At 64.0% G+C, this 22362-nt stretch carries 20 protein-coding genes and 2 pseudogenes; 19 read left to right on the top strand and 3 right to left on the bottom strand.

The annotated features are described in order from the left end of the window. Nucleotides 1–37: 37 nt before the first annotated feature. From ACSQ84_RS02095 to ACSQ84_RS02125, 7 genes are read left to right on the top strand one after another with little or no spacing between them, the layout of a single operon-like run. Nucleotides 38–898: an ABC transporter permease gene (locus ACSQ84_RS02095; RefSeq protein ID WP_436211146.1), complete on the top strand. Its 861-nt coding sequence runs from the start codon at nt 38–40 to the stop codon at nt 896–898. Between the two features lie 23 nt (nt 899–921). Beyond that, entirely contained in the window at nt 922–1788 is an 867-nt protein-coding gene (locus tag ACSQ84_RS02100; RefSeq protein ID WP_436211147.1) for an ABC transporter permease, read from the top strand. 10 nt (nt 1789–1798) lie between these two features. Continuing rightward, entirely contained in the window at nt 1799–2905 is a 1107-nt protein-coding gene (locus ACSQ84_RS02105; protein ID WP_436209991.1) for an ABC transporter ATP-binding protein, read from the top strand. A 27-nt stretch (nt 2906–2932) separates the two neighbouring features. Then, nucleotides 2933–3421 carry a (2Fe-2S)-binding protein gene (locus tag ACSQ84_RS02110; RefSeq protein WP_436209992.1) on the top strand — a complete coding sequence of 163 codons (489 nt, stop codon included), beginning with the start codon at nt 2933–2935 and terminating at the stop codon, nt 3419–3421. 2 nt (nt 3422–3423) lie between these two features. Next, entirely contained in the window at nt 3424–5811 is a 2388-nt protein-coding gene (locus ACSQ84_RS02115; RefSeq protein ID WP_436209993.1) for a xanthine dehydrogenase family protein molybdopterin-binding subunit, read from the top strand. 11 nt (nt 5812–5822) lie between these two features. After that, nucleotides 5823–6626, top strand: coding sequence for an FAD binding domain-containing protein (locus ACSQ84_RS02120; protein ID WP_436209994.1), 804 nt, complete (start codon nt 5823–5825; stop codon nt 6624–6626). 8 nt (nt 6627–6634) lie between these two features. Next, the gene (locus ACSQ84_RS02125; RefSeq protein ID WP_436209995.1) at nt 6635–8092 is read left to right on the top strand and encodes an amidase; all 1458 of its coding nucleotides are present in this window, start codon (nt 6635–6637) and stop codon (nt 8090–8092) included. Between the two features lie 87 nt (nt 8093–8179). Here the strand turns inward: ACSQ84_RS02125 and ACSQ84_RS02130 are convergent. The 3 genes and pseudogenes from ACSQ84_RS02130 to ACSQ84_RS02140 all read right to left on the bottom strand — a co-directional run. Then, a pseudogene (locus ACSQ84_RS02130) lies at nt 8180–9010 on the bottom strand (LysR substrate-binding domain-containing protein); the annotation flags it as partial. A gap of 243 nt (nt 9011–9253) precedes the next feature. Further along, nucleotides 9254–10111: pseudogene (locus tag ACSQ84_RS02135) on the bottom strand (Mrp/NBP35 family ATP-binding protein); the annotation flags it as partial. Between the two features lie 4 nt (nt 10112–10115). Further along, nucleotides 10116–12104 carry a 4Fe-4S binding protein gene (locus ACSQ84_RS02140; RefSeq protein ID WP_436211148.1) on the bottom strand — a complete coding sequence of 663 codons (1989 nt, stop codon included), beginning with the start codon at nt 12102–12104 and terminating at the stop codon, nt 10116–10118. Between the two features lie 183 nt (nt 12105–12287). Here ACSQ84_RS02140 and ACSQ84_RS02145 point away from each other — a divergent pair, with 183 nt between their 5' ends. From ACSQ84_RS02145 to ACSQ84_RS02200, 12 genes are all read left to right on the top strand, one after another. Continuing rightward, complete coding sequence (locus ACSQ84_RS02145; protein WP_436209996.1) at nt 12288–13043, top strand: biotin/lipoate--protein ligase family protein; 756 nt, start codon at nt 12288–12290, stop codon at nt 13041–13043. A gap of 7 nt (nt 13044–13050) precedes the next feature. Then, complete coding sequence (locus ACSQ84_RS02150; RefSeq protein ID WP_436209997.1) at nt 13051–13626, top strand: DUF6505 family protein; 576 nt, start codon at nt 13051–13053, stop codon at nt 13624–13626. Then, nucleotides 13623–14645 (top strand): DUF6352 family protein, encoded by a 1023-nt coding sequence (locus tag ACSQ84_RS02155; protein ID WP_436209998.1) that lies wholly within the window; start codon nt 13623–13625, stop codon nt 14643–14645. The genes ACSQ84_RS02150 and ACSQ84_RS02155 overlap by 4 nt, the downstream gene beginning before the upstream one ends. Before the next feature lie 25 nt (nt 14646–14670). Then, a complete protein-coding gene (locus tag ACSQ84_RS02160) occupies nt 14671–15195 on the top strand; it encodes a DUF3305 domain-containing protein (protein ID WP_436209999.1) in 525 nt (174 codons plus the stop codon). After that, entirely contained in the window at nt 15192–15884 is a 693-nt protein-coding gene (locus tag ACSQ84_RS02165; RefSeq protein ID WP_436210000.1) for a DUF3306 domain-containing protein, read from the top strand. Before ACSQ84_RS02160 ends, ACSQ84_RS02165 begins: the two co-directional genes overlap by 4 nt. Before the next feature lie 140 nt (nt 15885–16024). Next, nucleotides 16025–16816, top strand: coding sequence for a Cro/CI family transcriptional regulator (locus tag ACSQ84_RS02170; RefSeq protein ID WP_436210001.1), 792 nt, complete (start codon nt 16025–16027; stop codon nt 16814–16816). A 41-nt stretch (nt 16817–16857) separates the two neighbouring features. Further along, the gene (locus tag ACSQ84_RS02175; RefSeq protein WP_436210002.1) at nt 16858–17082 is read left to right on the top strand and encodes a hypothetical protein; all 225 of its coding nucleotides are present in this window, start codon (nt 16858–16860) and stop codon (nt 17080–17082) included. A gap of 13 nt (nt 17083–17095) precedes the next feature. Then, nucleotides 17096–20062 (top strand): formate dehydrogenase subunit alpha, encoded by a 2967-nt coding sequence (locus tag ACSQ84_RS02180; RefSeq protein WP_436210003.1) that lies wholly within the window; start codon nt 17096–17098, stop codon nt 20060–20062. Nucleotides 20063–20076: 14 nt separating this feature from the next. Beyond that, complete coding sequence (gene fdh3B / locus ACSQ84_RS02185) at nt 20077–20673, top strand: formate dehydrogenase FDH3 subunit beta (protein WP_100418683.1); 597 nt, start codon at nt 20077–20079, stop codon at nt 20671–20673. A 65-nt stretch (nt 20674–20738) separates the two neighbouring features. Beyond that, complete coding sequence (locus ACSQ84_RS02190; RefSeq protein WP_436210004.1) at nt 20739–21749, top strand: formate dehydrogenase subunit gamma; 1011 nt, start codon at nt 20739–20741, stop codon at nt 21747–21749. Between the two features lie 34 nt (nt 21750–21783). Next, a complete protein-coding gene (locus ACSQ84_RS02195; protein ID WP_436210005.1) occupies nt 21784–21939 on the top strand; it encodes a hypothetical protein in 156 nt (51 codons plus the stop codon). A 15-nt stretch (nt 21940–21954) separates the two neighbouring features. Beyond that, entirely contained in the window at nt 21955–22350 is a 396-nt protein-coding gene (locus tag ACSQ84_RS02200) for a gamma-butyrobetaine hydroxylase-like domain-containing protein (protein WP_436210006.1), read from the top strand. Nucleotides 22351–22362 lie beyond the last annotated feature (12 nt).

Genomic DNA, 22362 nt, shown 5'->3' on the forward strand with positions numbered 1-22362 from the left:
CCGAAAGATCCAGAATGAAGTTCAGTCAGGCCAGGTGATGCGGCAACATAATTTGAGCGCATGGCTCTACGTGACGCCGCTGATGCTGGTGCTGGTGCCGTTTTTCCTGCTGCCGACGCTGGTCTTGCTGGTGGCGAGCTTCTTCGAGACCGATGGTTTTGGCGGGCTGCTGCCGACGTTCACGCTGGCCAACTACGCCGACGTGCTCACCTCGGCGCAGACCTTCCATCTCTATGTCGCGACGCTGAAATTTGCGGTCCTGACCTGGCTGTTCACACTGATCATCGGCTTCCTGGTCGCCTATTTCCTGGTCTTTCATGTCAGGAACCAGCTGCTTGCGATCGGCCTGTTCCTGATCTGCACCACACCGTTCTGGACCTCGAACATCATCCGGATGATTTCCTGGATTCCGCTGCTCGGAAAGGAAGGCCTGATCAATTCGGCGCTGCTCGGCACCGGCGTAATTCGCGAGCCGCTGGAAGTGCTGCTCTATTCCGGGCTCGCGGTCGTGATCGCCTATGTCCACCAGCTGACGATCTTCATGGTGGTGCCGATCTTCAACTCGCTGGCGCGCATCGACAAGCGGGTGGTGGAGGCGGCGCTCGATGCCGGCGCCAGCCGTCTCGACGTGATGCGCTTCATCGTCATTCCGATGTCAAAAAGCGGCATCGCGCTGGGATCGACCTTCGTCATCTCGATCGTGATGGGTGACTTCTTCGTGGTCAAGGTGATGTCCGGCGGCGGTTCGGCGTCCGTCGTCAGCGCGTTCTACGAAAATGTCGGCGTCCTGCAATATCCGATCGCCGCGGCCAGCGCGGTGCTGCTCACCGTGGTCCTGATTGCCGTCATCGCCCTGATCTTGCGCGTCGTCGATATTCGCCGGGAGATCACCCAATGACGGTCGCTCTCGGCGAGGCCGATATGGCAGTGGTCAGGACCCGGCGTGTGCCCGCCGTCGCGCGCGGCGATCGTCGCCCCTGGACGTTCTACGCGCTGGCGGCTGTTTTCGCGCTCTATGTGGCGGCGCTCTATGGCCCGATGATCTGCATCTACATCCTGTCGTTCCAGGATATCCGCGGCGGGCTGGTGTTTCCGATGAAGGGCCACTCGCTGCACTGGTTCGTCGACCTGTTCACGCAGGTGCGCACCGGCGACGTCAAGGGGTCGTTCGACCGTTCGATCAAGCTGGCGGCGCTGGTCACGGTGATCACGCTGGTCGTCTCGCTGATGGCCGGGTTGGCGTTCCGCCGCCGTTTCTTCGGCGACAGCGTCGTGTTCTATCTGATGATCGGCAGCCTGGTGGCGCCCGGGCTGGTGCTCGGGCTCGGTATCGGTCTGCTGTTTCAGTGGCTCGGCATCAACGCGAGCTGGTACACCTCCGCGCTGGGCGCGCAGCTGTCGTGGACGCTGCCGTTCGGCGTGCTGGTGATGTTCGCCGTGATGTCCCGCTTCAACAGCGTGTGGGAAGAGGCGGCCCGTGATCTCGGCGCCACCCGCTGGCAGACCATCCGACTGGTGGTCATTCCGGTGCTGGCGCCCGGCCTGGTCGCGGTCGCGCTGTTCGGCTTCACGCTGTCCTACGACGAATTCGCCCGCACGCTGCAGACCGCCGGCTCGCTCAACACCCTGCCGCTCGAAATCTGGAGCATGACGCTCAACGTGACCTCGCCGTCGCTGTATGCGCTCGGCACCGTCACCACCATCGTGTCCTTTGCGATCATCGGCGGCTGTATCGCCGCCATCGTTCTCATCAACAAGCGCCGCGGCGTGCACGCGACAACGCACTGAGGGATTTGGAATGCGCGCTGGCGCCGGCGATATCGAACTGGCAGGTCTCTGCAAGAGCTACGACGGCGCGACCAACGTGGTCGACGGCGTCAATCTGAAAATCCCTGATGGCGCCTATTGCTGCTTTCTCGGCCCCTCCGGCTGCGGCAAGACCACGATCCTGCGCATGATCGCCGGCCATGAGGATCCGACCGCGGGCGAGATCGTGATCGGCGGCGAGAATGTCGCTGGCCTCGCGCCGGTCGAGCGCCGCACCGCGATGATGTTCCAGTCCTACGCGCTGTTTCCGCATCTCACCGTGCGTGACAACATCGCCTTTGCGCTGCGGGTGCGCGGCCAGTCGAAGGCCGAGCGCTACAAGGCCGCCGATCTGATGATGGAAAAGGTCCGCCTGACCGAACTGGCCGACCGGTTGCCGGCCAATCTCTCCGGCGGGCAGCAGCAGCGCGTCGCTCTGGCGCGGGCGGCGATTACCGAACCGCGGGTGCTGCTGCTCGACGAGCCGCTGTCGGCGCTGGACGAGCAGCTTCGGGTGCAGATGCGCCAGGAACTGCGCCGGATGCAGCGCGAACTCGGGATTACCTTCATTCATGTCACCCACACCCAGCTCGAAGCGATCGCGCTGGCGGATATCGTCGTGGTGATGGAAAAGGGCAAGATCAAGCAATCCGGGCCTGCGCGCGACGTCTACGCCTATCCGCGCGACCGTTATGTCGCCGAGTTCCTCGGCGGCCAGAACGTGCTGTCGGGCAAGGTCGAAAAGATCGGAGAGGGGCACGTCGTGCTGTCGCAGCCGAACCGCGGCGGAATCCAGGTCGGGCTGTGCGCCGATACGCGACTGTCCGTCGGCGACCGGATCGATCTGGCGGTGCGGCGCGACGACGTCGAACTGATGCGCGTCGATGCCGGCGGCCTCGGCGATGGCGCCACGGCGCTGCCGAGCCGCGTTGTCGCCATCGAATACCAGGGATCGTTCGTCAAGGTGATGCTCGACACGCTGCCTGACGAAGACTTCGTCGCCTACATCCCGGAGCGGACCTTCTTCCGCGATCCCTTCGATGTCGGCGACATGCTGCTGGCCACCTGGTCGGCAGGCCGCGCCCGCGTTCTTGCCTGATGTCAGCCCCAGCCCCGGAGGTTTCAGATGAAAATCAGTTTTGCGCTTAACGGCCGGTCCCGGACGGTCGATGTCGAACCCGCGACGCTGGTCGCCGAACTGCTGCGCGAGAATCTCAACCTGACGGGGACGCATGTCGGGTGCGACACCAGCCAGTGCGGTGCGTGTGTCGTGTTGTTCAACGGTGAGGCGGTGAAGAGCTGCACGCTGCTCGCGCCGATGCTCGACGGCGGCACGCTGACGACGATCGAGGGATTGTCGGGGCTGGGCGGTTCGAACGCCCTGCATCCGATGCAGCAGGCGTTTCACCAAAATCACGGGCTGCAATGTGGCTTCTGCACCCCGGGCATGGTGATGACGGCGGTGGCGCTGACTGCGAAAAATCCGGCACCAACGGAGGCCGAGGTCCGCCACGGCCTCGAAGGCAATATCTGCCGCTGCACCGGCTATCAGAACATCGTGGCATCGGTATTGGCCGGTGCGGCTGCCATGAACGCACCTGCGATCGGAGAATAGCCATGTCTGACATCATCGGAATTGGCGCCGCGCCCCGCCGCAAGGAAGACTTTCGATTTCTGACCGGCCGCGGCAATTATGTCGCCGACGTCAAGCGCGCCGACATGACGTTCGGCGTGTTCATTCGCTCCCAGCACGGCCATGCGGTGATCCGCGGCATCGACAAGACGGCGGCGCTGGCGATGCCGGGCGTCGAAGCCGTGCTGACCGGTGAGGACGTTGCCGCTGACGGGCTCGGCTCGCTGCCGTGCGGCTGGGGCATTCACGGTTCGGACGGGCTGCCGATGAAGGAGCCGGCGTTTCCGATGCTCGCGCAGGGCAAGGTGCGCTTCGTCGGCGACATGGTCGCCTTCGTAATCGCCGATACGCTGGAACTCGCGCGCGCGGCTGCGGAAGCGGTCGTGGTCGATTATGACGTGCTGCCTGCGGTGGTCGGCGTGCTCGAAGCCGTTCGGCCCGGCGCGCCGCAACTGTTCGACGACGTGCCGAACAATCTGTGCTGCGATTGGGAACTCGGCGACAAGGCGGCGGTCGCGACCGCGTTCAAGAAGGCCGCGCATGTCGCGCGTCTCAGCCTCGTCAACAATCGCCTGATCGGCAATCCGATGGAGCCGCGGGCGGCGATTGCCGAGTACAATGGCGGCACCGGCCATTATACGCTGTGGACCACCAGCCAGTTTCCGCATGTGGTGCGGTTTCTGATGAGCGCGCTGGTGCTGAAAATCCCGGAGCAAAAGATGCGCGTGGTGGCGCCCGATGTTGGCGGCGGCTTTGGCGTCAAGCAATTCCACTATGGCGAGGAGGCCGTGATCACCTGGGCGGCGCGGCGCGTCGGCCGTCCCGTCAAATGGGTGGCGGATCGTTCGGAGGGTTTTGTCTCGGACCGGCACGGCCGCGATCACGTCACCGAGGCTGAACTCGCGCTCGACGAGAACGGAAAATTCCTGGCGCTGAAGGTGGTCACGCTGGCCAATATGGGCGGCTATCTCTCCACTTTCGGTCCCAACATTCCGACCAATCTCTATGCGCCGCTGCTCAGCGGCGTCTACACCACGCCGGCGATCTACTGCAATGTGAAGGTGGTGTTCACCAACACGGTGCCGGTCGACGCCTATCGCGGCGCGGGGCGGCCGGAGGCGACCTTCGTGGTCGAACGCGTGGTGGATGTCGCGGCCAAGGAAATGGGCATCGACCGCGTCGAACTGCGCCGCCGCAATATCATTCCCAAGGAAGCCTATCCGTATCAGACCCCCGTGCTGGTCGAATATGATTCCGGCGATCCGATGGGCTGCCTCGAAGGCGCGCTGGCGGCAGCTGACGTCGCGGGCTTTGGGGAACGCAAAGCGGCGTCCGAACGCGACGGCAAATTCCGCGGACTGGGCTATTCGACCTATGTGGAAGCCTGCGGCCTCGCGCCGTCACGCTTTGCCGGCCGGCTCGGCGCCCGCGGCGGGCTTTACGAAAGCGCCACGGTGCGCGTGCATCCGACTGGACAGGTGACGGTGCTGATCGGAACCCACAATCACGGGCAGGGCCACGAGACCACCTTTGCGCAGATCGTGTCGGAAAAACTCGGCGTCGCCTTCGACAATGTCGACATCGTGTTCGGCGATACCGACCGCGTCCAGTTCGGCATGGGCACCTACGGTTCGCGTTCCCTGGTAGTCGGAGGTGCCGCGCTCTCGAAGGCGAGCGACAAGGTGGTGGTCAAAGGCAAGAAGATCGCCGCGCATCTGCTCGAGGCCAGCGAACAGGATATCGCGTTCGAGGCTGGGGTGTTCTCGGTCGCCGGCACCGACCGCAGCAAGACGTTCCAGGAAATCGCCGGTGCCGCCTATGTGCCGCACGACTATCCGCTGGAAATCCTCGAGCCCGGGCTGGAGGAGCAGGCCTATTACGATCCGGTCAATTTCACCTATCCCGGCGGCTGTCACATCGCCGAAGTCGAAATCGATCCCGAGACCGGGATTGTGACGCTGGAGAAATATACCGCGGTCGACGACGTCGGCACCGTCATCAACCCGATGATTGTCGAGGGCCAGTTGCATGGCGGCATCGTGCAGGGCGTCGGCCAGGCGCTGTATGAGAATGCCGTCTACGACGATGTCTCAGGGCAGCTGCTGTCGGGATCGTTCATGGACTACACCATGCCGCGCGCCGATCATCTGCCGAACATGACGATCAAGACCCACTCCACGCTCTGCACCCACACCCCGATGGGCGTGAAGGGCTGCGGCGAGGTCGGCACCATCGGATCGCCTGCGGCCGTCATCAATTCCGTCGTCGATGCCTTGTCGCATCTCGGGGTGACGCACGTCGACATGCCGGCGACGCCGAACCGGATCTGGCGCGTCATTCAGAACGCCGCGATGCCGCTGGCCGCAGAGTAGGAGAAGGCAAAATGAGATCATTTGCATTTCACAGGCCGAGCACGCTTTATGAAATGTCGGCGCTGCTCGGTGGCGTCGCCGACAGCATGCCGCTGGCCGGCGGCATGACGTTGCTGCCGACCATCAAGCAGCGGCTGGCGGCGCCGGCCGCCCTGATCGATCTGTCGAAGATCCCGCAGATGTCGGGAATTTCACTTGCGGACGACGTCCTGACGATCGGCGCCATGACACGGCATGTCGATGTCGCGGAGTCGGAGCTGGTTCGCAGCACTATCCCGCTGCTGGCGAGCCTTGCCGCCGGCATCGGCGATCCCGCGGTTCGCAACCGCGGCACGATCGGTGGCTCGGTCGCCAACAACGATCCTTCGGCCGATTATCCGGCCGCGGTGCTCGCGCTCGATGCTGTGATCGTGACCGATCGCCGCGAGATCGCTGCTGACGTATTCTTCCGGGGGCTGTTCGAGACGGCGCTCGAACCGGGCGAGATCATCACGGCGTTGCGTTTCCCGGTGCCGTTGGCCGGCGGCTATGCCAAATTCAAATCCCCGGCCTCGCGCTATGCGGTGGTCGGCGTCTGCGTGGCGAAGCGGGCCGAAAAAATTCGTGTCGCGGTGACCGGGGCGGGGCCCGGCGTGTTTCGCGTCGCCGCGATGGAAGCTGCACTCGAAGCCGCGTTCACGCCCGATGCCGTCGCAGCAATCAAGCTTGGTTCGGAAAATCTCAGCTCCGATATCCATGCGGACGCGGAATACCGCGCCCATCTCGTGACAGTTATGGCGAAGAAGGCGGTGAGGGCCGCCCTGCAGATCTCATGAGGCGCGCGGTGAAAGCAGGAAGCGTCCGCGCCGACGGCGTCGTTGAGGCGAATGAATTGGCCAGGCTCTCGGCCGTTGAATTGCTGGAGGGTTATCGCGCCAAGCGGTTCACGCCGCGCGACGTCATCGAGGACGTGATTTCCGCGCTGGAGCTGACCAACGCGTCCTGTAACGTGGTGGTTACTCCGGCCTACGAACAGGCACGCGCCGCCGCCGATCGCGCCACCGCGGCCTGGTCCGCCGGGCGGCCACCCGGCAAATTGACCGGCGTGCCGGTCAGCATCAAGGACCTCGTCTATGTCGCGGGCGTGCCGGCGCTGGGCGGTGCTCCCGCCAACAAGGACCTGGTGCCGACCTTCGACTCGGCCGCCGTTTCGGCACTCAAATCAGCGGGCGCGATCGTCACCTGCAAGACCACGACCTGCGAGTCCGGCTACAAGCTCACCGCCGACAGTCCGGTGTCGGGCATCACCCGCAACCCCTGGAACCGCGCCCGCACCAGCGGCGGATCGAGCGGCGGTGCGGCGGCTTCGATAGCCGCCGGATGCGGTCCGCTGGCGATCGGCACCGATGGCGTCGGTTCGATCCGTGTTCCCTCGGCGTTTTGCGGCGTGGTCGGTATCAAGCCGACCTTCGGCCTGGTGCCGCGGTCACCGGGCTTTTCACCGCCGTCATGGGCGTCGCTGGCGCACACCGGCCCGATCGCGCGCACCGTTGCCGACGCAGCGCTGCTTCTGGAAGCGGTTGCGACCCACGATTTGCGCGATGCCGCGAGCCTGCCGGTGCCGGCGCGGAGTTTCGATGCCACGCCGGTGAAGCTCGATGGCATCAGAATCGGAAGCAGCGTCGATCTCGGCTATGCCGCGGTGGCGCCTGACATTCGCCGCGCATTCCAGTCGGCGGTCGAGACATTGGGTTCGCTCGGCGCCCACATTGTTCCGGATTGCATTCATTTCGAGCCTGACATGCTCGAACGAATCCTGAAGCCGATCGCCTATACCGAACAGGCGGCGGCCGTCTCGGCGCGTGGTGCCAGCGCGTTGGTGGCGTCCGACATCGAGTACCGCGACATGGTCGCGAAAGGGTCGGCCTATAGCGGCGTCGATTATGTCGAGGCCGGCTATCGCCGCAATAACCTGCGCGCCTCGTTCCTGGAAATATTCGGCAAGGTCGACGCGATCGTCACCCCGACTGTTGCAGTGACTGCGTTTTCCGCCGGTGCGCTCGGTGTTGACGAGGTCGACGGCGTGACCGTCGACCGCCACTTAGGTTGGTCGCCGTTCTCTTGGCCGATAAACCTGACCGGGCTGCCGGCCGCCACGATTCCCTGTGGCTTCGACAGCGACGGACTTCCGATCGGGCTTCAGATTGTTGCGCCGTGGCTCGACGAGGGGTTGATCGTGCGCATCGCCGCCGCGTTCGAGCGGGCGCGACCCTGGAGCCAGTTTCGTCCCCAGATGTCCTGACCGGCCCGCGCCGCTATCTTCGGCCGACAACGGCAGTTCCTTGCCGAGCAGCAATTCGTCGTCGAGATTGAGATAATGCGCGAGGTAGTCGTGCAGGGCGCTCGCGGCCTTCGATGTCGCGGCCGGCGACTTGTACAGCAGAAGATCGACTTTCGGCAGCGGCGGCAGCCCTTCGTTCTCGCCGATCTCGCGCATGTTGCGCACCAGCGCGCTGCGACCGAGTACGGTCACGGCCATGCCGGCGAACGCCGCAGCCTGCAAACCGCTGACGCTATGGCTGACGCAGGCAATGCGCCATCGCAGCTTGGCGGCTTCGAGCCGTTCGATCGCATGGTCGCGGAAGATGTTGCCCGGCGGCAGCAGCGCCAGCGGGATCGGCTTTTCGTTATGCGCCGTGGATTGCTCGCCAGTCATCCAGATCAGTTGCTCCTGCCGCACCACCTGTCCGCCGGTGAAATCGTTCATCCGCGTCACCAGTGCGATATCGACTTCGCCGCGCTTCACGCATCCGACCAGCGGCGTCGAGAGCGAGCAGTTCAGCTCCAGCTGCACGCGCGGAAAGGCTTTTCGAAAGATCTTGAGGATCGACGGCAACATGAACGCCGCATAGAGGTCGGGCGTGCCGAGCACGACATGACCTTCGATGTCGGGGGAGGCGAGCTGCGACAGCATTTCGTCGTGAAAGCCAACGATCGACCGCGCGTAACTCAACACGGTTTCGCCTTCGGCCGTCAGAAACAGCCGGCGGCCCTCATGGATGAAGATCGCCTTTCCGGTGAGCTCCTCCAGCCGCTGCAGCTGAAGGGTGATCGCCGGCTGGGTGCGGCCGAGCCGCCGCGCGGTCTCGGTGATGCTTCCGGTCTCGACGACCGACATCAGCGAGCGAAGCATGCGGATGTCCAGGTTGATCAGGTTCATGACGTTGCTCGCTCTCCAGACCGGGCTCGGTCATGCAATTTTCGTGCTGGGATACGGCAAGCGGAACGCACGCCGGAGCGCTGCGCACAGCGTATTGTATACAAGGGCGCCAATCTCGTTGGATTTTGGTCGCCTAACGATCATTCGGACCCCGCGATCGCGCGAACGGTCGCGGGGACCGGCCAAAGCGGCGGCCAGCCCATGGATCGCCCATACCGATGCAATGAAGCACGGCCGTTTCGTTCACTCAATGACAATGCGAGGCGGCGGCCGGCTTGCTGCGCCGGAGGTGATCGTGGTCCAGACCTCGCGGGCGATCTCGATGTAGTGGCGCGCATGAACGCCGTCAGGTTCGGTTGCGACGATCGGGCGTCCATCGTCCGAGGTCTGACGAATATTGATATCGAGCGGTATCTCGCCGAGAAACGGAATCCCGCGCCGTTCGGCCTCCTGCCGTGCGCCGCCCTGGCCGAAGATCGGCGTGAGCTTCTGGCAGGCCGGGCAGCAGAACGCCGACATGTTTTCGATCAGACCCAGTATCGGGATGTTCACTTTCTCGAACATCGCGATGCCGCGCCGCGCGTCAATCAGCGCGATGTCCTGCGGCGTGGAGACGATAACCGCTCCCGCCAGCGGTGCCTGCTGCGCCATCGTGAGCTGCGCGTCGCCGGTGCCCGGCGGCAGGTCGATAACCAATATATCGAGATCGCCCCATGCTACCTCCCGCAGCATTTGGGTGATGGCCGAGATCACCATCGGCCCGCGCCAGATCATGGCGAGGTCTTCCTCGACCAGAAAGCCGATCGACATCACCTTGACGCCAAAGCGTTCCAGCGGCTCCAGCATGCGCGCGCCGACCTGGCGCGGCTTGCCGCGCAGCCCGAACAGCTTTGGCTGCGAGGGGCCGTATATGTCGGCGTCGAGGATGCCGGTTTTCAGCCCGATGGCGGCAAAACCGAGCGCCAGATTGCACGAGGTGGTGGACTTGCCGACGCCGCCCTTGCCGGAGGCGACCGCGATGACGTGTTTGACGCCGGGAATGCCGGACGCGCGCGACGTCGCACGGGCTGCCGGGGCCGGCTGGGCGGCGGACACAGCGGGCTCCTTACGATCCAATGGGATCGCCTTTCTTGCCCTCGCGCGCCCGCAAATAATCTTCCGTCGACATCACAGGCGGCCGCTGCGGCGCGCCGTGCGGATCAAAACCCTCATTGACCACGGCTTCGACGCGGCAGTCCGCGCACATCTTGATGACATCGATACGTCTGGCGTTGGCGCCCTGGAACATCCAGTGCTTCTCGCCGAGTTTTGCCAATACGCGCTCGATCGAACTCCTGGTGCCGAACGGTTTGCCGCAGGCGATGCAGTTGAACGGCTCTTCTTCCTTGAGAACACGCAGCGGCGCGTTCCAAGCCGCAAAATCCAGCCGCGGCTCGAGCGTGATGACTTTCTCGGGACAGGTCGCCTCGCAGAGCCCGCACTGTACGCACAGGCTTTCGGTGAAGCGCAGCATGGCGTGATCGGGATTGTCTGATAGCGCGCCGGTCGGGCAGGCGGTGACGCAGGCGTGGCAGAGCGTGCAGCCCTCGACATTGAGATTGACGCCGCCGAACGGCGCATTCGGCGCAAGCGGCACCGCATCGACCGGCGCGGGGGCGGCGAGATGGAGTTCGCGAAACGTCGTTTCGAGCACGCCGCGTTTGGCGCCGCGCGGCACGAAGCCGGCCGGCTTTTGCGTCGCGACGCCAATTGGCGCCGCATCGAGCATCTCGCGCAGCTGATCCGGATCGTCGGTCTCGATGACGCGCACGAGGCCCGCGCCGAAACCGAGCGCTGCAACCACGGTATCGGACGTTTCGACGGTTCGGCGCAGTCCTGCAAGATCGTGCCTGGGTTTGGCTCGAGTCAGGATCGCGACGCCGGCGCCGCCATAAGCAAACACCGCGGCAAGGCTCTCCGGTCCGAGCTGCGTCACTTCATTGACGCGCAGCGGCAGCACGTGGGCCGGCAGCCCGGCGCCGAACCGTGCCAGCGCATCAATCAGTGCGTCGCCATGCTCGCCGTCGTGGAACAGCACGATCGCGTTGCTGCCGCCTGCCTTGCGATAGGTCTGCAGCAGCGTGCGCAATCGCCGCATTAACGCGTCCGCACTGGGCAGTGCATATGAAGCCGCACCGGTCGGACACACCGAGGCGCAGGCGCCGCAGCCGGCGCACACATTGGCGTCGATCGCGACGGCATTGCCGTTTGGCGTGATCGCGCCGGTCGGACAAAGATCGAGGCAGCGCCTGCATCCGGTGATCCCTGAGCGCGAATGGGCGCACAGCGCTTCGTCGAATTGAACGAAGCGTGGCTTGTCGAAGGTGCCGACCAGATTGCCCGCATCCGCGATCGCACGCTCGACGGCGGCGCGGTCACGCGGATCGGCGCGCAGATATCCCGGACGCAGCTCGTGCGCTGGAAACAACGGCGTGCCGCCGCTGAGATCGAGGATCAGGTCGCAGGTCGATGTCGCACCGTTGCGCGCGGGGCCGAACACGAGCTTTGCGCGCGAGGAGGGCAGCGGCAACGCGTAGTCGTCGATCCCAAGCTCGAACGCGCCGAGATGACCGCGCGCGTTGCGGATCGTGCCTTTGAGAACCGGAAACTCATTGCTCCGGCGCGGGACGACATCGCCGGGCTTGCTCAGCAGCACGGTGATGTCGAGACGGTCGGCGAGGCGCTGCGCGGCCTCGATGGCGAGTTCGTCGCGGCCATAGATCAGCGCGACGCCGCTACTCTCCAGCGTCACCATTGAGATCGGCGGCATGTCTTCCTGCGCGGCCGCGATCAGTGCCGCAGCCTTTGGGCCGGCCGCGGCCGCATCATTCGACCAGCCGCCGGCTTCGCGGATGTTGGCGAAGGTGAGCTGGGCTTGCGGGAAATCCTCAGCGACTTCGCGGAACAGCGGGGCTTCCTGCGTGCAGGCCACCGTGATCGGCGCGCCGTCGGCAAGCGCCTGCTTGAACCGCTCGAGTTCGAGGCCGCACAGCTGGTTGGCTTGGGTGATTGTTCCGGCGCAGCCGCGGCTGATCGCCGGCACGTCGAGCGGCATGGTCTTCTCGCAACTGCAAATCAGAAGATGAGACGCCACCGTAGCCATCGTTAACTTCCTGAACCGGCGCACACATCACACGGTTCGTTTTCTGGTTCCGCTCGCGTTGCGAGCCCAACGGGGATAGCATACACCGGCGGATTGCAAAGCAATTTAGCAAAGCCACGCAGGATGAGCCGTTCGATGATATCGCGTCGCGGGGAAGCGGATCAGACACCCGATCTGCCACCCGGTTATACTTTGGTCGCGTTACGCGAACTCGGCGATGCGTTTGCCCACGGGTGCGAGATCGCGGCCCAAGCCGGCGCCGGAACGCTGGTCTGGGTGCGGCGCTATGACCTGGTCGAATTCGCCGTGGTTCTCGAACCCGACGAACCCTTGAACTCGGCGCGCCGGGCGTTGTTCGCCGGCATGAACGCGCTGGCGGACGCGATCGCGGCCCATTGTCCTCCCGAACGGGATGTAAGTTTCATCTGGCCCGATGCAATAAGGTTCGACGCAGGATTGCTGGGCGGCGCGCGGCTCGGCTGGCCCGGCGATTGCGCCGAGACCGAGGTGCCGCCGTGGCTGGTGTTCGGCGTGATCCTGCGCGCCGCCGACATGGTGCATCTCGACGAGGTGCAGGCCGCATCCGGGGTTTCCATGCTGGGCGCAGGCTTTGAGATGGTCGACACCGATGCGATCATCGGCAGCTTCGCCCGCCATCTGATGACGGCGTTCGACCGCTGGAACGAGCGCGGTTTTGACGCCATCGCCAAGGATTATCTGGAACGGCTTCCCAGGCGTAAAGCCGGTGAGACCAGAGCCATCGACGCCAACGGCGATCTGCTGGTCAAGCCGCCTGCCGGCAGCGGGCCGCCCGATCGGTCCAGTCTCGTGGATGCGCTGGCGCAAGCGGACTGGTATGATCCGCAAGCGCGCGGTCCGAAACTCGGATGAGGCGGACATGCTGAAGCTGCCGCGAACCATCAGGCTCGACCCTTCCGACACGTTTGTCTTTGAGCGTGCCGCGGAACCCGGCGAATGGGCGGTTTCGGGCGCGTTCGTTTTCTGGAACCAGGATCCGGCTGATCTCGCCCAGAAGCAGCGTGTGGCGCTGCGGTCCGGCTTTCTGGGCATCGAAAGTCTGGGCTGGTCGACGCTCGCGATCGTGACCGAGGCGACGGAGGCAGAGCGGCAAACCATGGTCGATCGGCTTGCAGCGCAATTGCTGGAAAAATTCAGGGCGCCGGATCTTAAAGCCGCGCGCGCCGCCGCCGAAGAAGAGGTCGCGTTTGCGGCCTCGTTGTGCGACCACCCGGCGCAGACCTTGCTCGCCGTGCAACGCAGCATCGAGGATGGTGAAATCCGCGAGCGCTTTCGTACCCTCAAGCCGCGCGAAGCCGCAGCCGATGCCGACCGGTTGCACGCGCATGCCCGCGCCTTTACCTTTCATGAGGTCGAAGGCGACGATGAACCTGCCGAGGAGGTCGATCTGCTGGGCTTGATGGGAACCGACCGGGTAAGCGGAACACGCAAATGAGAGAATTCTGGGTTGCCTCCGGCCATCATCTGACGCGACGCGCCGATCACGGCGGGTTGATCGCGACACCCGAACTGATCATGGCCTATCTGGCGCGGCCCGAACTGATGCCGCCGGCGGACGCCTGCGAGGCCGAACGCAATCTGCATGCGGGCTTGTTGGCCGATCCGCTTCGCCCGGTCTCTAAAACCGATATCGCCGCACTCGCCGATCCCGATGCACGCGAGAACTGGACCTTTATGATGAACTTCCGCGACCGGCTGGTCGCGGCACCCTCGCTCGAGGCGGTTTATCTCAATCTCGCCCGCAATGGCGCCGGCGACCTGCCGCCGATCTTTGTCTCGCAGCTTTGCCATCTGATCCTGCGCAACGCGCTCGAAGGCTGCGACGATCCCTACATGCTGCGCGCGGCGGAACTATTCTATCGCGGCCAGCAGGCGGCGTTGCATGAGGGCACGCTGCTGCTCGCTGATGCCGAAATTATCGAGGCGCAGCAACACGCCGAGCATGACCTGCATGCGTCGCCGCTGACGGCGATGCTGGCGCCGCCAAAGGCGTTCGGCGAAATGGACGTGATGGACGACGAGAACGCCTGGACCTATTGGTCACGTTCGGATGCGCACGCGATGGTCATGAACATCGGCGGCAATCCGAAGGCGCGCGCCGGGCTTTGCCGGGTGATCGAGCGATGGATCGCCCATCTGCTCGGCGTTACCGTCAGCGTCGAGACGGTTCCCTCGATCGAAGACCGCGACTGGCGCTGGTTTGTCGGCCTCGACAGCGAGGGCACCAAAATCGGCAATGCGCTGTGGAACGGCAGCGGGGTCGACGCCAACGCTTCAGAGCGCATCGTGGCCCTGATGCGCCTGACCATCGCGGATACGCGGCTGGTGGATGAACGCGTCGGCAACAAACCGGTCTACCTTATTCTGGCGATGGGCGCGGACAAGATCGTGCGCTTGAAGCCGCAAAACCTGGTCGCCGGGCTGCCGCTCGCGCCGAAGGAGAATGCGGCATGATCGGCCGGCTGACGGAGGATGTGTCATGGCGATGACCGAGACATCCCGCGAAGTGGGCGTGGTCGTGCGGCGCCGTGCGGTCGATAATCCCTGGATCGATCACGTGTGGTCGCCGGCGATGGTGCTGGACGAAGTGCCGGCGACCGCGCCATGGACCGTGCTGTCCACCGAGCCCGACGCGATGACGTATTACGCGGGCGCGGCCAGCATCGATCTGTTCAGCTCCGACACCGCGAATTATCGCGACAATCTCGCCGACGGCGAACCGCGGATCTGGGTGGCGCTGCGGCGTCAAGCCGGCGGATCTGAACTCGAGCTAACCAAGGTCACGGCCGATCCGACCGAAGGGGAGGCGATCTTCGAAAGCGGTTGCGACGTCATCGGCACGGTTCCGATGTCTTCGGAGATCGCGTCCTGGATCGCCGCCTTTGTCGATGAGTTTCACGTCGAGCGGGTATTCCACAAGCGCAAGCGCGATCGGGCCGGCGGCGATCGCCCGCGTGATCCAAAGGATCGCGGCCCGGAAGGGGAAGGGACAGGGCGCGCATGAGTGGTCCGGACCAGGGCGACGATAAGGGGTTTTTGGCGCGATGGTCGCAGCGCAAGCAGGAGGCCAAGCAGCCCGAGCGCGAAGCGCCCGTTGCCGACGCTGAAATCGCTGCTGCTCCGGCGACTGAGTCTGAGGCTGCGCCTGAGTTCGATCTCTCCAGCCTGCCATCGCTCGATGAATTGACGTCGGAAACGGACATCACCGCCTTTCTGCGCAAGGGCGTTCCCGAGCATCTGCGCAATGCGGCTTTGAGAAAGTCCTGGGCGCTGGATCCCGCGATCCGTAACTATGTCAATCCCGCGCTCGACTACGCCTATGACTGGAACACGCCGGGCGGCGTGCCGGGCAACAGCGAGCTCGGCGCCGGAATCGATGTCGCGCGAATGGTCACCCAGATCATGGGCACCGGCGAAGCGCCCGCCGAGCAACCAGTTGCGGTCCCCAAGGTCCCGGCAGAGATCGCGAACGCGCCTGAATCGTCCGATGATCCAAAGCCGGATCTGCCGGAACAACCGCTGAGATTGAGTGCTCAAGCGGCTCGGTCGGAGCAGAATTCCCGGGGTGGTGACGAGGCGGCCGGCCCCCAAAACGGGCAGAAAACAGACTCCCAGGCCTCCCATAAGGCGTCCGATTCTGTTGCACCGCAGCAAGCGGTGCGACGCCATGGCTCGGCAAAACCTGTTGTTTAGACAAAAGTTTTCGAGACATAGGCAACACCTATGCTACTAATTTGAGACTGGAATAATTCCAGTTCTAAATTGTATGCCCGATTAAGAGGCAGTGAGATTCTGAGGCAGTGGGCGCGGGCGGGGGAGAAGTCGGGTTCACCATGCGTGATGCCGGACTGGGACAGGCAATCAAGGCAGCGGGTGGCGTCGCGTCGTTAGCGCGGGCGATCGGCATTGCGCAGCCGTCGGTTTCTGCTTGGTCGCAGGTTCCCGCCGAGCGGGTTCTTGCGGTCGAGGCCTTGACCCGCGTCGAGCGTTCCGTGCTTCGCCCCGATCTATATGGATTATCCGTGTCACCTAACCTGTCATCGAGACCGGAAATCGACGAGATCGATCAGCTGCGCGCCGCGGAGTACGGCTTGCTGTCGCTGCTGCTCGGCAAGGCGCCGGCCGCGGACACGCTCGCGCGCGTCGCGCAGTTGAAGGGCGACGCCTCCGATCTCGGCATGGCGCATGTCGAACTCGCCGCGGCCGCGTCAGCGACGGATGATCGCGCCGCCAATAAGGAATTCTTCGATCTCTTCATCGGGCTCGGGCGCGGCGAGCTGCTGCCTTATGCCTCCTATTACCTGACCGGCTTCCTGCACGAGCGCCCGCTGGCGCGTGTGCGCGAGGATCTGGACCTGCTCGGCATCGAGCGCGCCGGCCCGTCGCGCGAGCCGGAAGACCACATCGCGATTCTTCTTGAAGTGATGGCAGGCCTCACCCGCGGCGACTTCGACGCCGAGTTCGCCGAACAGGCGCGATTCTTCGATCGCCATCTCAAGCCGTGGGCGGCGCGGATGTTCGCCGATCTGGAGATGTCCGGGACCGCCAAATTCTATCGTGCCGTCGGCGGCGTCGGCCGCGTGTTTATGGAACTGGAAGCCGAGGCCTTCACGCTGTCCGAGTGACGCGCAAAGGCAACTGAAAGTTCGAAGTGGAGGAGACCGCAATGAGCAAGCCATCCGACAAGGCACCGGCCGATAAGCCGCTCGATGCCAAGGGGCTCGATCGCCGCCGCTTGTTCCTGATGGGCGGATCGGCGGTGGCTGCAGCTGCCGTCGTGCCGCTCGCGGGCGGTGAGGCGGTTGCGGACGAGCCGCAGGCCGAGCGCGTCAAGGCCCGCTACAAGGAAACCGATCACGTCAAGAATTTCTACCGCGTCAACCGCTATTGATGGGACCACGCACATGTTGATGAAGCGAAGAGACGGATCCGCAGGCAGGGCGCGTTTGCAGGGTGTCGCCGCCGGCCTGGCTTCGGGGGTTCTCGACCGCCGCACGTTCCTGCGCCGGTCGGGTCTGGCGGCAGGCGCGGGCGCGGCACTTGGTTTGATGCCGCTCGGCTCGGTGCGCAAGGCGCAGGCGGGACCGGAGAAGGTCGGCGCGCCGACGGAAATCAGAAAGAATATCTGCACGCATTGCTCGGTCGGCTGCACCGTGATCGCCGAAGTCCAGAACGGCGTCTGGGTCGGTCAGGAGCCGGCGTGGGACAGTCCGCTCAATCGTGGCTCGCATTGCGCCAAGGGCGCCTCGGTGCGCGAACTGGTGCATGGCGACCGCCGACTTAAGTACCCGATGAAGCTCGTCAACGGCGAGTGGCAGAAAATATCGTGGGATGTCGCCATCAACGAGATCGGCGACAAGATGCTGGAAATCCGCGCCAAGTCCGGTGCCGATTCCGTTTACCTGCTCGGTTCCGCGAAATTCTCCAATGAAGGCGGCTACCTGTTCCGCAAGTTCGCGGCGTTCTGGGGCACCAACTCGATCGATCACCAGGCGCGCATCTGTCACTCGACCACGGTCGCGGGTGTTGCCAACACCTGGGGCTACGGCGCGATGACCAACTCCTACAACGACATCAGAAACTCGAAGACTATCGTCTTCATGGGCTCGAACGCCGCCGAAGCGCACCCGGTGTCGCTGCAGCACATCCTCACCGGCAAGGAAATCAACCGCGCCAACGTCTTCGTGCTAGATCCGCGCTTCACGCGCACCGCAGCCCACGCCACCGAATATGTCCGGTTCCGTGGCGGCACCGACATCGCGGTGATCTGGGGCATGCTGCACCACATCTTCAACAATGGCTGGGAAGACAAGGAATTCATCAAGCAACGCGTCTACGGCATGGACCAGATCCGCGCTGAAGTCGCCAAGTGGACGCCGGAAGAAGTCGAGCGCGTGTCGGGGATTCCCGGCGAGCAACTGAAGAAGGTCGCCGAGACCTTTGCCAAGCAGCGGCCATCGACCTTCATCTGGTGCATGGGCGGCACTCAGCACACGGTCGGCACCGCCAACGTCCGGGCGTATTGCAACCTGCTGCTGGCGACCGGCAATGTCGGCACCTTCGGTGGCGGCGCCAACATCTTCCGCGGCCACTGCAACGTACAGGGTGCGACCGACATCGGTCTCGATATCACGTCGTTGCCGCTCTATTACGGTCTGGTCGAAGGTGCCTGGAAACACTGGGCGCGTGTATGGGAAGTCGATTATGATTACTTCCAGTCGCGCTTCGACGAAGTGCCGGCCAAGGCCGGCCGTCCGGCCCGTACCCGCAAGCAGAACATGGAACTGCCAGGTATCCCGTGGACCCGCTGGTTCGATGCGACGCTTTCCAACCCTGATGACGTCGATCAACGCGACAGCGTGAAGGGCGTGGTGATCATGGGGCACGGCGGCAATACCGTGCCGCGCATGACGGAGATGGTGAAGGGCCTCGAAAAACTCGAATTGCTCGTCGTCGCCGATCCGCATCCGACCACATTCGCTGCGATCTCCGAGCGTAAGAACGGTACCTATCTCTTGCCGGCCTGCACCCAGTTCGAGACTTCGGGCTCGCGCACGGCTTCCAACCGCTCGCTGCAGTGGGGCGAGCAGATCGTCAAGCCGATCTTCGAATCGAAGGACGACTACGAGATCATCTACCTGCTTTCCAAGAAGCTCGGCTTCGCCGATCCGATGTTCAAGAACCTCAAGGTGGAAAACAACCGGCCGTCGCCGGAAGAGCTGCTGCGCGAAATCAACCGCGGCGGATTCTCGACCGGCTATTCCGGCCAGTCGCCGGAGCGGCTGAAGGCGCACATGAAGAACCAGGGCAAGTTCGACCTGGTGACCCTGCGCGCCAAGGCCGACGAGCCCGAAATCGGCGGCGACTATTACGGCCTGCCGTGGCCGTGCTGGGGCACGCCGCAGATCAGGCATCCGGGAACGCACACGCTCTACAACACCAACCTGCATGTGAAGGATGGCGGCGGGACGTTCCGGGCGCGGTTCGGCGTGGTCTATGAAGAGAAGCAGCCGGACGGTTCGGTGAAGAGCGTCAACATGCTGTCCGAAGGCTCTTACAGCAAAGGCTCGGAACTCACCGACGGCTATCCTGAGTTCACCTACGGCGTGCTGAAGAAGCTCGGCTGGGACAAGGACCTCACCGAAGCTGAACTTGCCACCATCAAAAAGATCGGCGGCAACAACCCGGACGGCGTCGGTTGGGCGGTCGATCTGTCCGGCGGCATCATCCGTGTCACGCTCGAACATGGCGTGATGGCCTATGGCAACGGCAAGGCCCGCGCGGTGGCGTGGAATCTGCCCGATCCCGTGCCGGTCCATCGCGAGCCGATCTACACGGCGCGCCCGGACCTCGTCGCCAAATACCCGACGCGTCCGGACGGCCGTCAGTTCCGCATGGCCAATCTCGGCTTCTCGATTCAGAAGGCGGCGGTGGACAAGGGGCTTGCGAAGCAATTCCCGATCATCCTCACCTCCGGTCGTCTCGTCGAATATGAAGGCGGCGGCGAGGAAACCCGCTCGAACCGCTGGCTTGCCGAGTTGCAGCAGGACATGTTTGTCGAGGTCAACACCGCGGACGCGAACGAGCGCGGTATCAAGGACGGCGGCTGGGTCTGGGTCTACGGCCCGGAAAACAGCTCGAAGGCGCGCGTCAAGGCGCTCGTCACCGACCGAGTCGGCAAGGGCGTGGCGTTCATGCCGTTCCACTTCTCTGGCTGGTTCCAGGGCGTCGACCAGCGCGGCAAATATCCAAAAGGCAGCGATCCGATCGTGCTCGGCGAAAGCGTGAACGCGATCACAAGCTACGGTTACGATCCGGTCACGGGCATGCACGAGGGCAAGGTGACCCTGTGCCAGATCCGATCGGCGTGAGGGGAGAATAGATCATGGCTCGCGTCAAATTTCTCTGTGATGCCGACCGTTGCATTGAATGCAATGCCTGCGTGACGGCCTGCAAGAACGAACATGAAGTGCCGTGGGGCATCAATCGCCGCCGCGTCGTCACCATCAATGACGGCAAGCCCGGCGAACGCTCGGTGTCGATGGCGTGCATGCATTGCACGGATGCGCCATGCGCCGCGGTCTGTCCGGTGTCGTGCTTCTACACCACCGCCGACGGCGTGGTGCTTCACTCCAAGGATCTCTGCATCGGCTGCGGCTATTGCTTCTACGCGTGCCCGTTCGGCGCGCCGCAATATCCGAAGGTCGGCAATTTCGGCTCGCGCGGCAAGATGGACAAATGCACCTATTGCGCTGGCGGGCCGGAGGCGGATTCCACGCCGGCCGAATACGCCAAATACGGCGCCAACCGTCTGGCCGAAGGCAAGCTGCCGATCTGCGCCGAGATGTGCTCGACCAAGTCGCTGCTCGCCGGCGACGGCGCCATCATCGCCGAAATCTACAAGGAGCGCGTGATGAAGCGCGGTTACGGTTCGGGCATGTGGGGCTGGAAAACGGCTTACGCGGATTCACCGACCGGCTGATGCCTTGGCCGTCGCGCGGCGCGCGGCGGCGCTCATGTCACGAGAAACGGGAAGGTCACGGGCCTATGCCAAGCTCACTTTCAAGCCTCCGGGCGCTATGCGCCGCCATCGCGCTGCTGTTTGTGTTCGCGCATCCTGCCGCCGCGCAGCTCTCGTTCAAGCCGACCGCCGAAGCGGTTCAGGAAGACAAACTCCTGAACGCGCTGAAGGAGGGCGACAAGATCACCGGGCGGATAACGATCCCGGACACCATGGCCTCCAGCCTGATCCAGCCCGCGGGCCGCGACTGGCGCGATTTTCAACGCAGCAAGCTGCCGATCATCGCCGGCGTCGCCATCCTTGGCATGCTCGTGCTGCTGGCGGTCTTCCTGATGGTGCGCGGCCGGATTCGCGTCGATCACGGTTTCTCCGGCACCAAGATCCTTCGCTTTGCGAGCTTCGAGCGTTTCACGCATTGGCTGACGGCCAGTTGCTTCGTCGTGCTGGCGCTGTCGGGCCTCAACATCAGCTTCGGGCGGGTCCTGATCATGCCGCTGTTCGGCGCCCAGGCGTTTGCGACCATGTCGGGCTGGGCCAAGATCGCGCATGATTACCTGGCGTTTCCGTTCATGCTCGGCCTCGCCATCATGTTCCTGATCTGGATCAAGGATAACATCCCCGGCAAGCTCGACTGGCAATGGCTGAAACAGGGCGGCGGCATTCTGCCCAACGGCAAACATCCACCGGCCAAACGATTCAATGCCGGGCAGAAGGGCATTTTCTGGATCGTGATCATCGGCGGCGTGCTGATGTCGGTGTCGGGATGGTACATGCTGTTCCCGTATCTTCCGGGCAATGTCACGACGTTGCAGTTCTGGACCGTGATCCATGCCGTGATTGCGATGCTCTTCATCGCGGTCATGCTCGCCCACATCTATATCGGTTCGGTCGGGATGGAGGGCGCGTTCGATGCGATGGGCACCGGCGAGGTCGACCTCAACTGGGCCAAGGAGCATCACGCGCTCTGGGTCGAGGAAGAGCAGGCCAAGGGCCGCGCGCCGTCGGGAAGCGATACCCGCGCCGTAGCGGCCGAATGACGGTGCAGATGCGGAGCGGTTCGAGGGAAATACGATGAAGAGCTTTCTGGCAGCTTTGGCGTTTGCGGCAATCGCCGCGTTCGGTGTGTCGTCGGTGCTCGACACCATCCAGCAGCCGAGTTCGGTTGCCTACACCACCAGCGGGGCGAGGGTCGGCGATCCCGGCCACAATCTGATCGGGCCGAACTGATTTTCGGTTCGGATCGTGAACGCACCGAAGCAAGCTAAGCCAGTCGCGGCGTGGCCGGTTGAAATCCGGCTGGTGAAGGACCGCCGCGCCCTTCGCGTCACTTTTGACGACGGCGCGGAGTTCAACCTGTCGGCCGAACTGCTGCGCGTGACCAGTCCATCCGCCGAGGTGCAGGGGCATTCCGAAGCGCAACGCAAGACGGTCGGCGGCAAGCGCAACGTGACCATTCTCTCGGTCGATCCGGTCGGCAATTACGCGGTGCGGCTCGGGTTCGACGACATGCACAATACCGGCATCTACTCCTGGGCGTTCCTGCGCGATCTCGGCCTCAACGCCGAGCGGCGCTTTCAGGATTATCTCGACGAACTGCAGGCCAAGGCCCTCGATCGCGACAAGCCGGGCATGCGCTGATAGCGTTTTCGA

The sequence above is a fragment of the Bradyrhizobium sp. LjRoot220 genome, assembly GCF_964252915.1.
Taxonomy (GTDB): domain Bacteria; phylum Pseudomonadota; class Alphaproteobacteria; order Rhizobiales; family Xanthobacteraceae; genus Bradyrhizobium.

Bases quoted from the DNA above. Each gene is read 5' to 3' on its own strand.
- ACSQ84_RS02170 (WP_436210001.1), top strand. From the start codon at position 16,025: ATGCGTGATGCCGGACTGGGACAGGCAATCAAGGCAGCGGGTGGCGTC.
- ACSQ84_RS02180 (WP_436210003.1), top strand. From the start codon at position 17,096: ATGTTGATGAAGCGAAGAGACGGATCCGCAGGCAGGGCGCGTTTGCAG.
- ACSQ84_RS02165 (WP_436210000.1), top strand. From the start codon at position 15,192: ATGAGTGGTCCGGACCAGGGCGACGATAAGGGGTTTTTGGCGCGATGG.
- ACSQ84_RS02140 (WP_436211148.1), bottom strand. From the start codon at position 12,104: ATGCCGCTCGACGTGCCGGCGATCAGCCGCGGCTGCGCCGGAACAATC.
- ACSQ84_RS02160 (WP_436209999.1), top strand. From the start codon at position 14,671: ATGGCGATGACCGAGACATCCCGCGAAGTGGGCGTGGTCGTGCGGCGC.
- ACSQ84_RS02110 (WP_436209992.1), top strand. From the start codon at position 2,933: ATGAAAATCAGTTTTGCGCTTAACGGCCGGTCCCGGACGGTCGATGTC.
- fdh3B (WP_100418683.1), top strand. From the start codon at position 20,077: ATGGCTCGCGTCAAATTTCTCTGTGATGCCGACCGTTGCATTGAATGC.
- ACSQ84_RS02115 (WP_436209993.1), top strand. From the start codon at position 3,424: ATGTCTGACATCATCGGAATTGGCGCCGCGCCCCGCCGCAAGGAAGAC.
- ACSQ84_RS02155 (WP_436209998.1), top strand. From the start codon at position 13,623: ATGAGAGAATTCTGGGTTGCCTCCGGCCATCATCTGACGCGACGCGCC.
- ACSQ84_RS02190 (WP_436210004.1), top strand. From the start codon at position 20,739: ATGCCAAGCTCACTTTCAAGCCTCCGGGCGCTATGCGCCGCCATCGCG.
- ACSQ84_RS02100 (WP_436211147.1), top strand. From the start codon at position 922: ATGGCAGTGGTCAGGACCCGGCGTGTGCCCGCCGTCGCGCGCGGCGAT.
- ACSQ84_RS02175 (WP_436210002.1), top strand. From the start codon at position 16,858: ATGAGCAAGCCATCCGACAAGGCACCGGCCGATAAGCCGCTCGATGCC.
- ACSQ84_RS02105 (WP_436209991.1), top strand. From the start codon at position 1,799: ATGCGCGCTGGCGCCGGCGATATCGAACTGGCAGGTCTCTGCAAGAGC.
- ACSQ84_RS02145 (WP_436209996.1), top strand. From the start codon at position 12,288: ATGATATCGCGTCGCGGGGAAGCGGATCAGACACCCGATCTGCCACCC.
- ACSQ84_RS02150 (WP_436209997.1), top strand. From the start codon at position 13,051: ATGCTGAAGCTGCCGCGAACCATCAGGCTCGACCCTTCCGACACGTTT.
- ACSQ84_RS02120 (WP_436209994.1), top strand. From the start codon at position 5,823: ATGAGATCATTTGCATTTCACAGGCCGAGCACGCTTTATGAAATGTCG.
- ACSQ84_RS02095 (WP_436211146.1), top strand. From the start codon at position 38: ATGCGGCAACATAATTTGAGCGCATGGCTCTACGTGACGCCGCTGATG.
- ACSQ84_RS02195 (WP_436210005.1), top strand. From the start codon at position 21,784: ATGAAGAGCTTTCTGGCAGCTTTGGCGTTTGCGGCAATCGCCGCGTTC.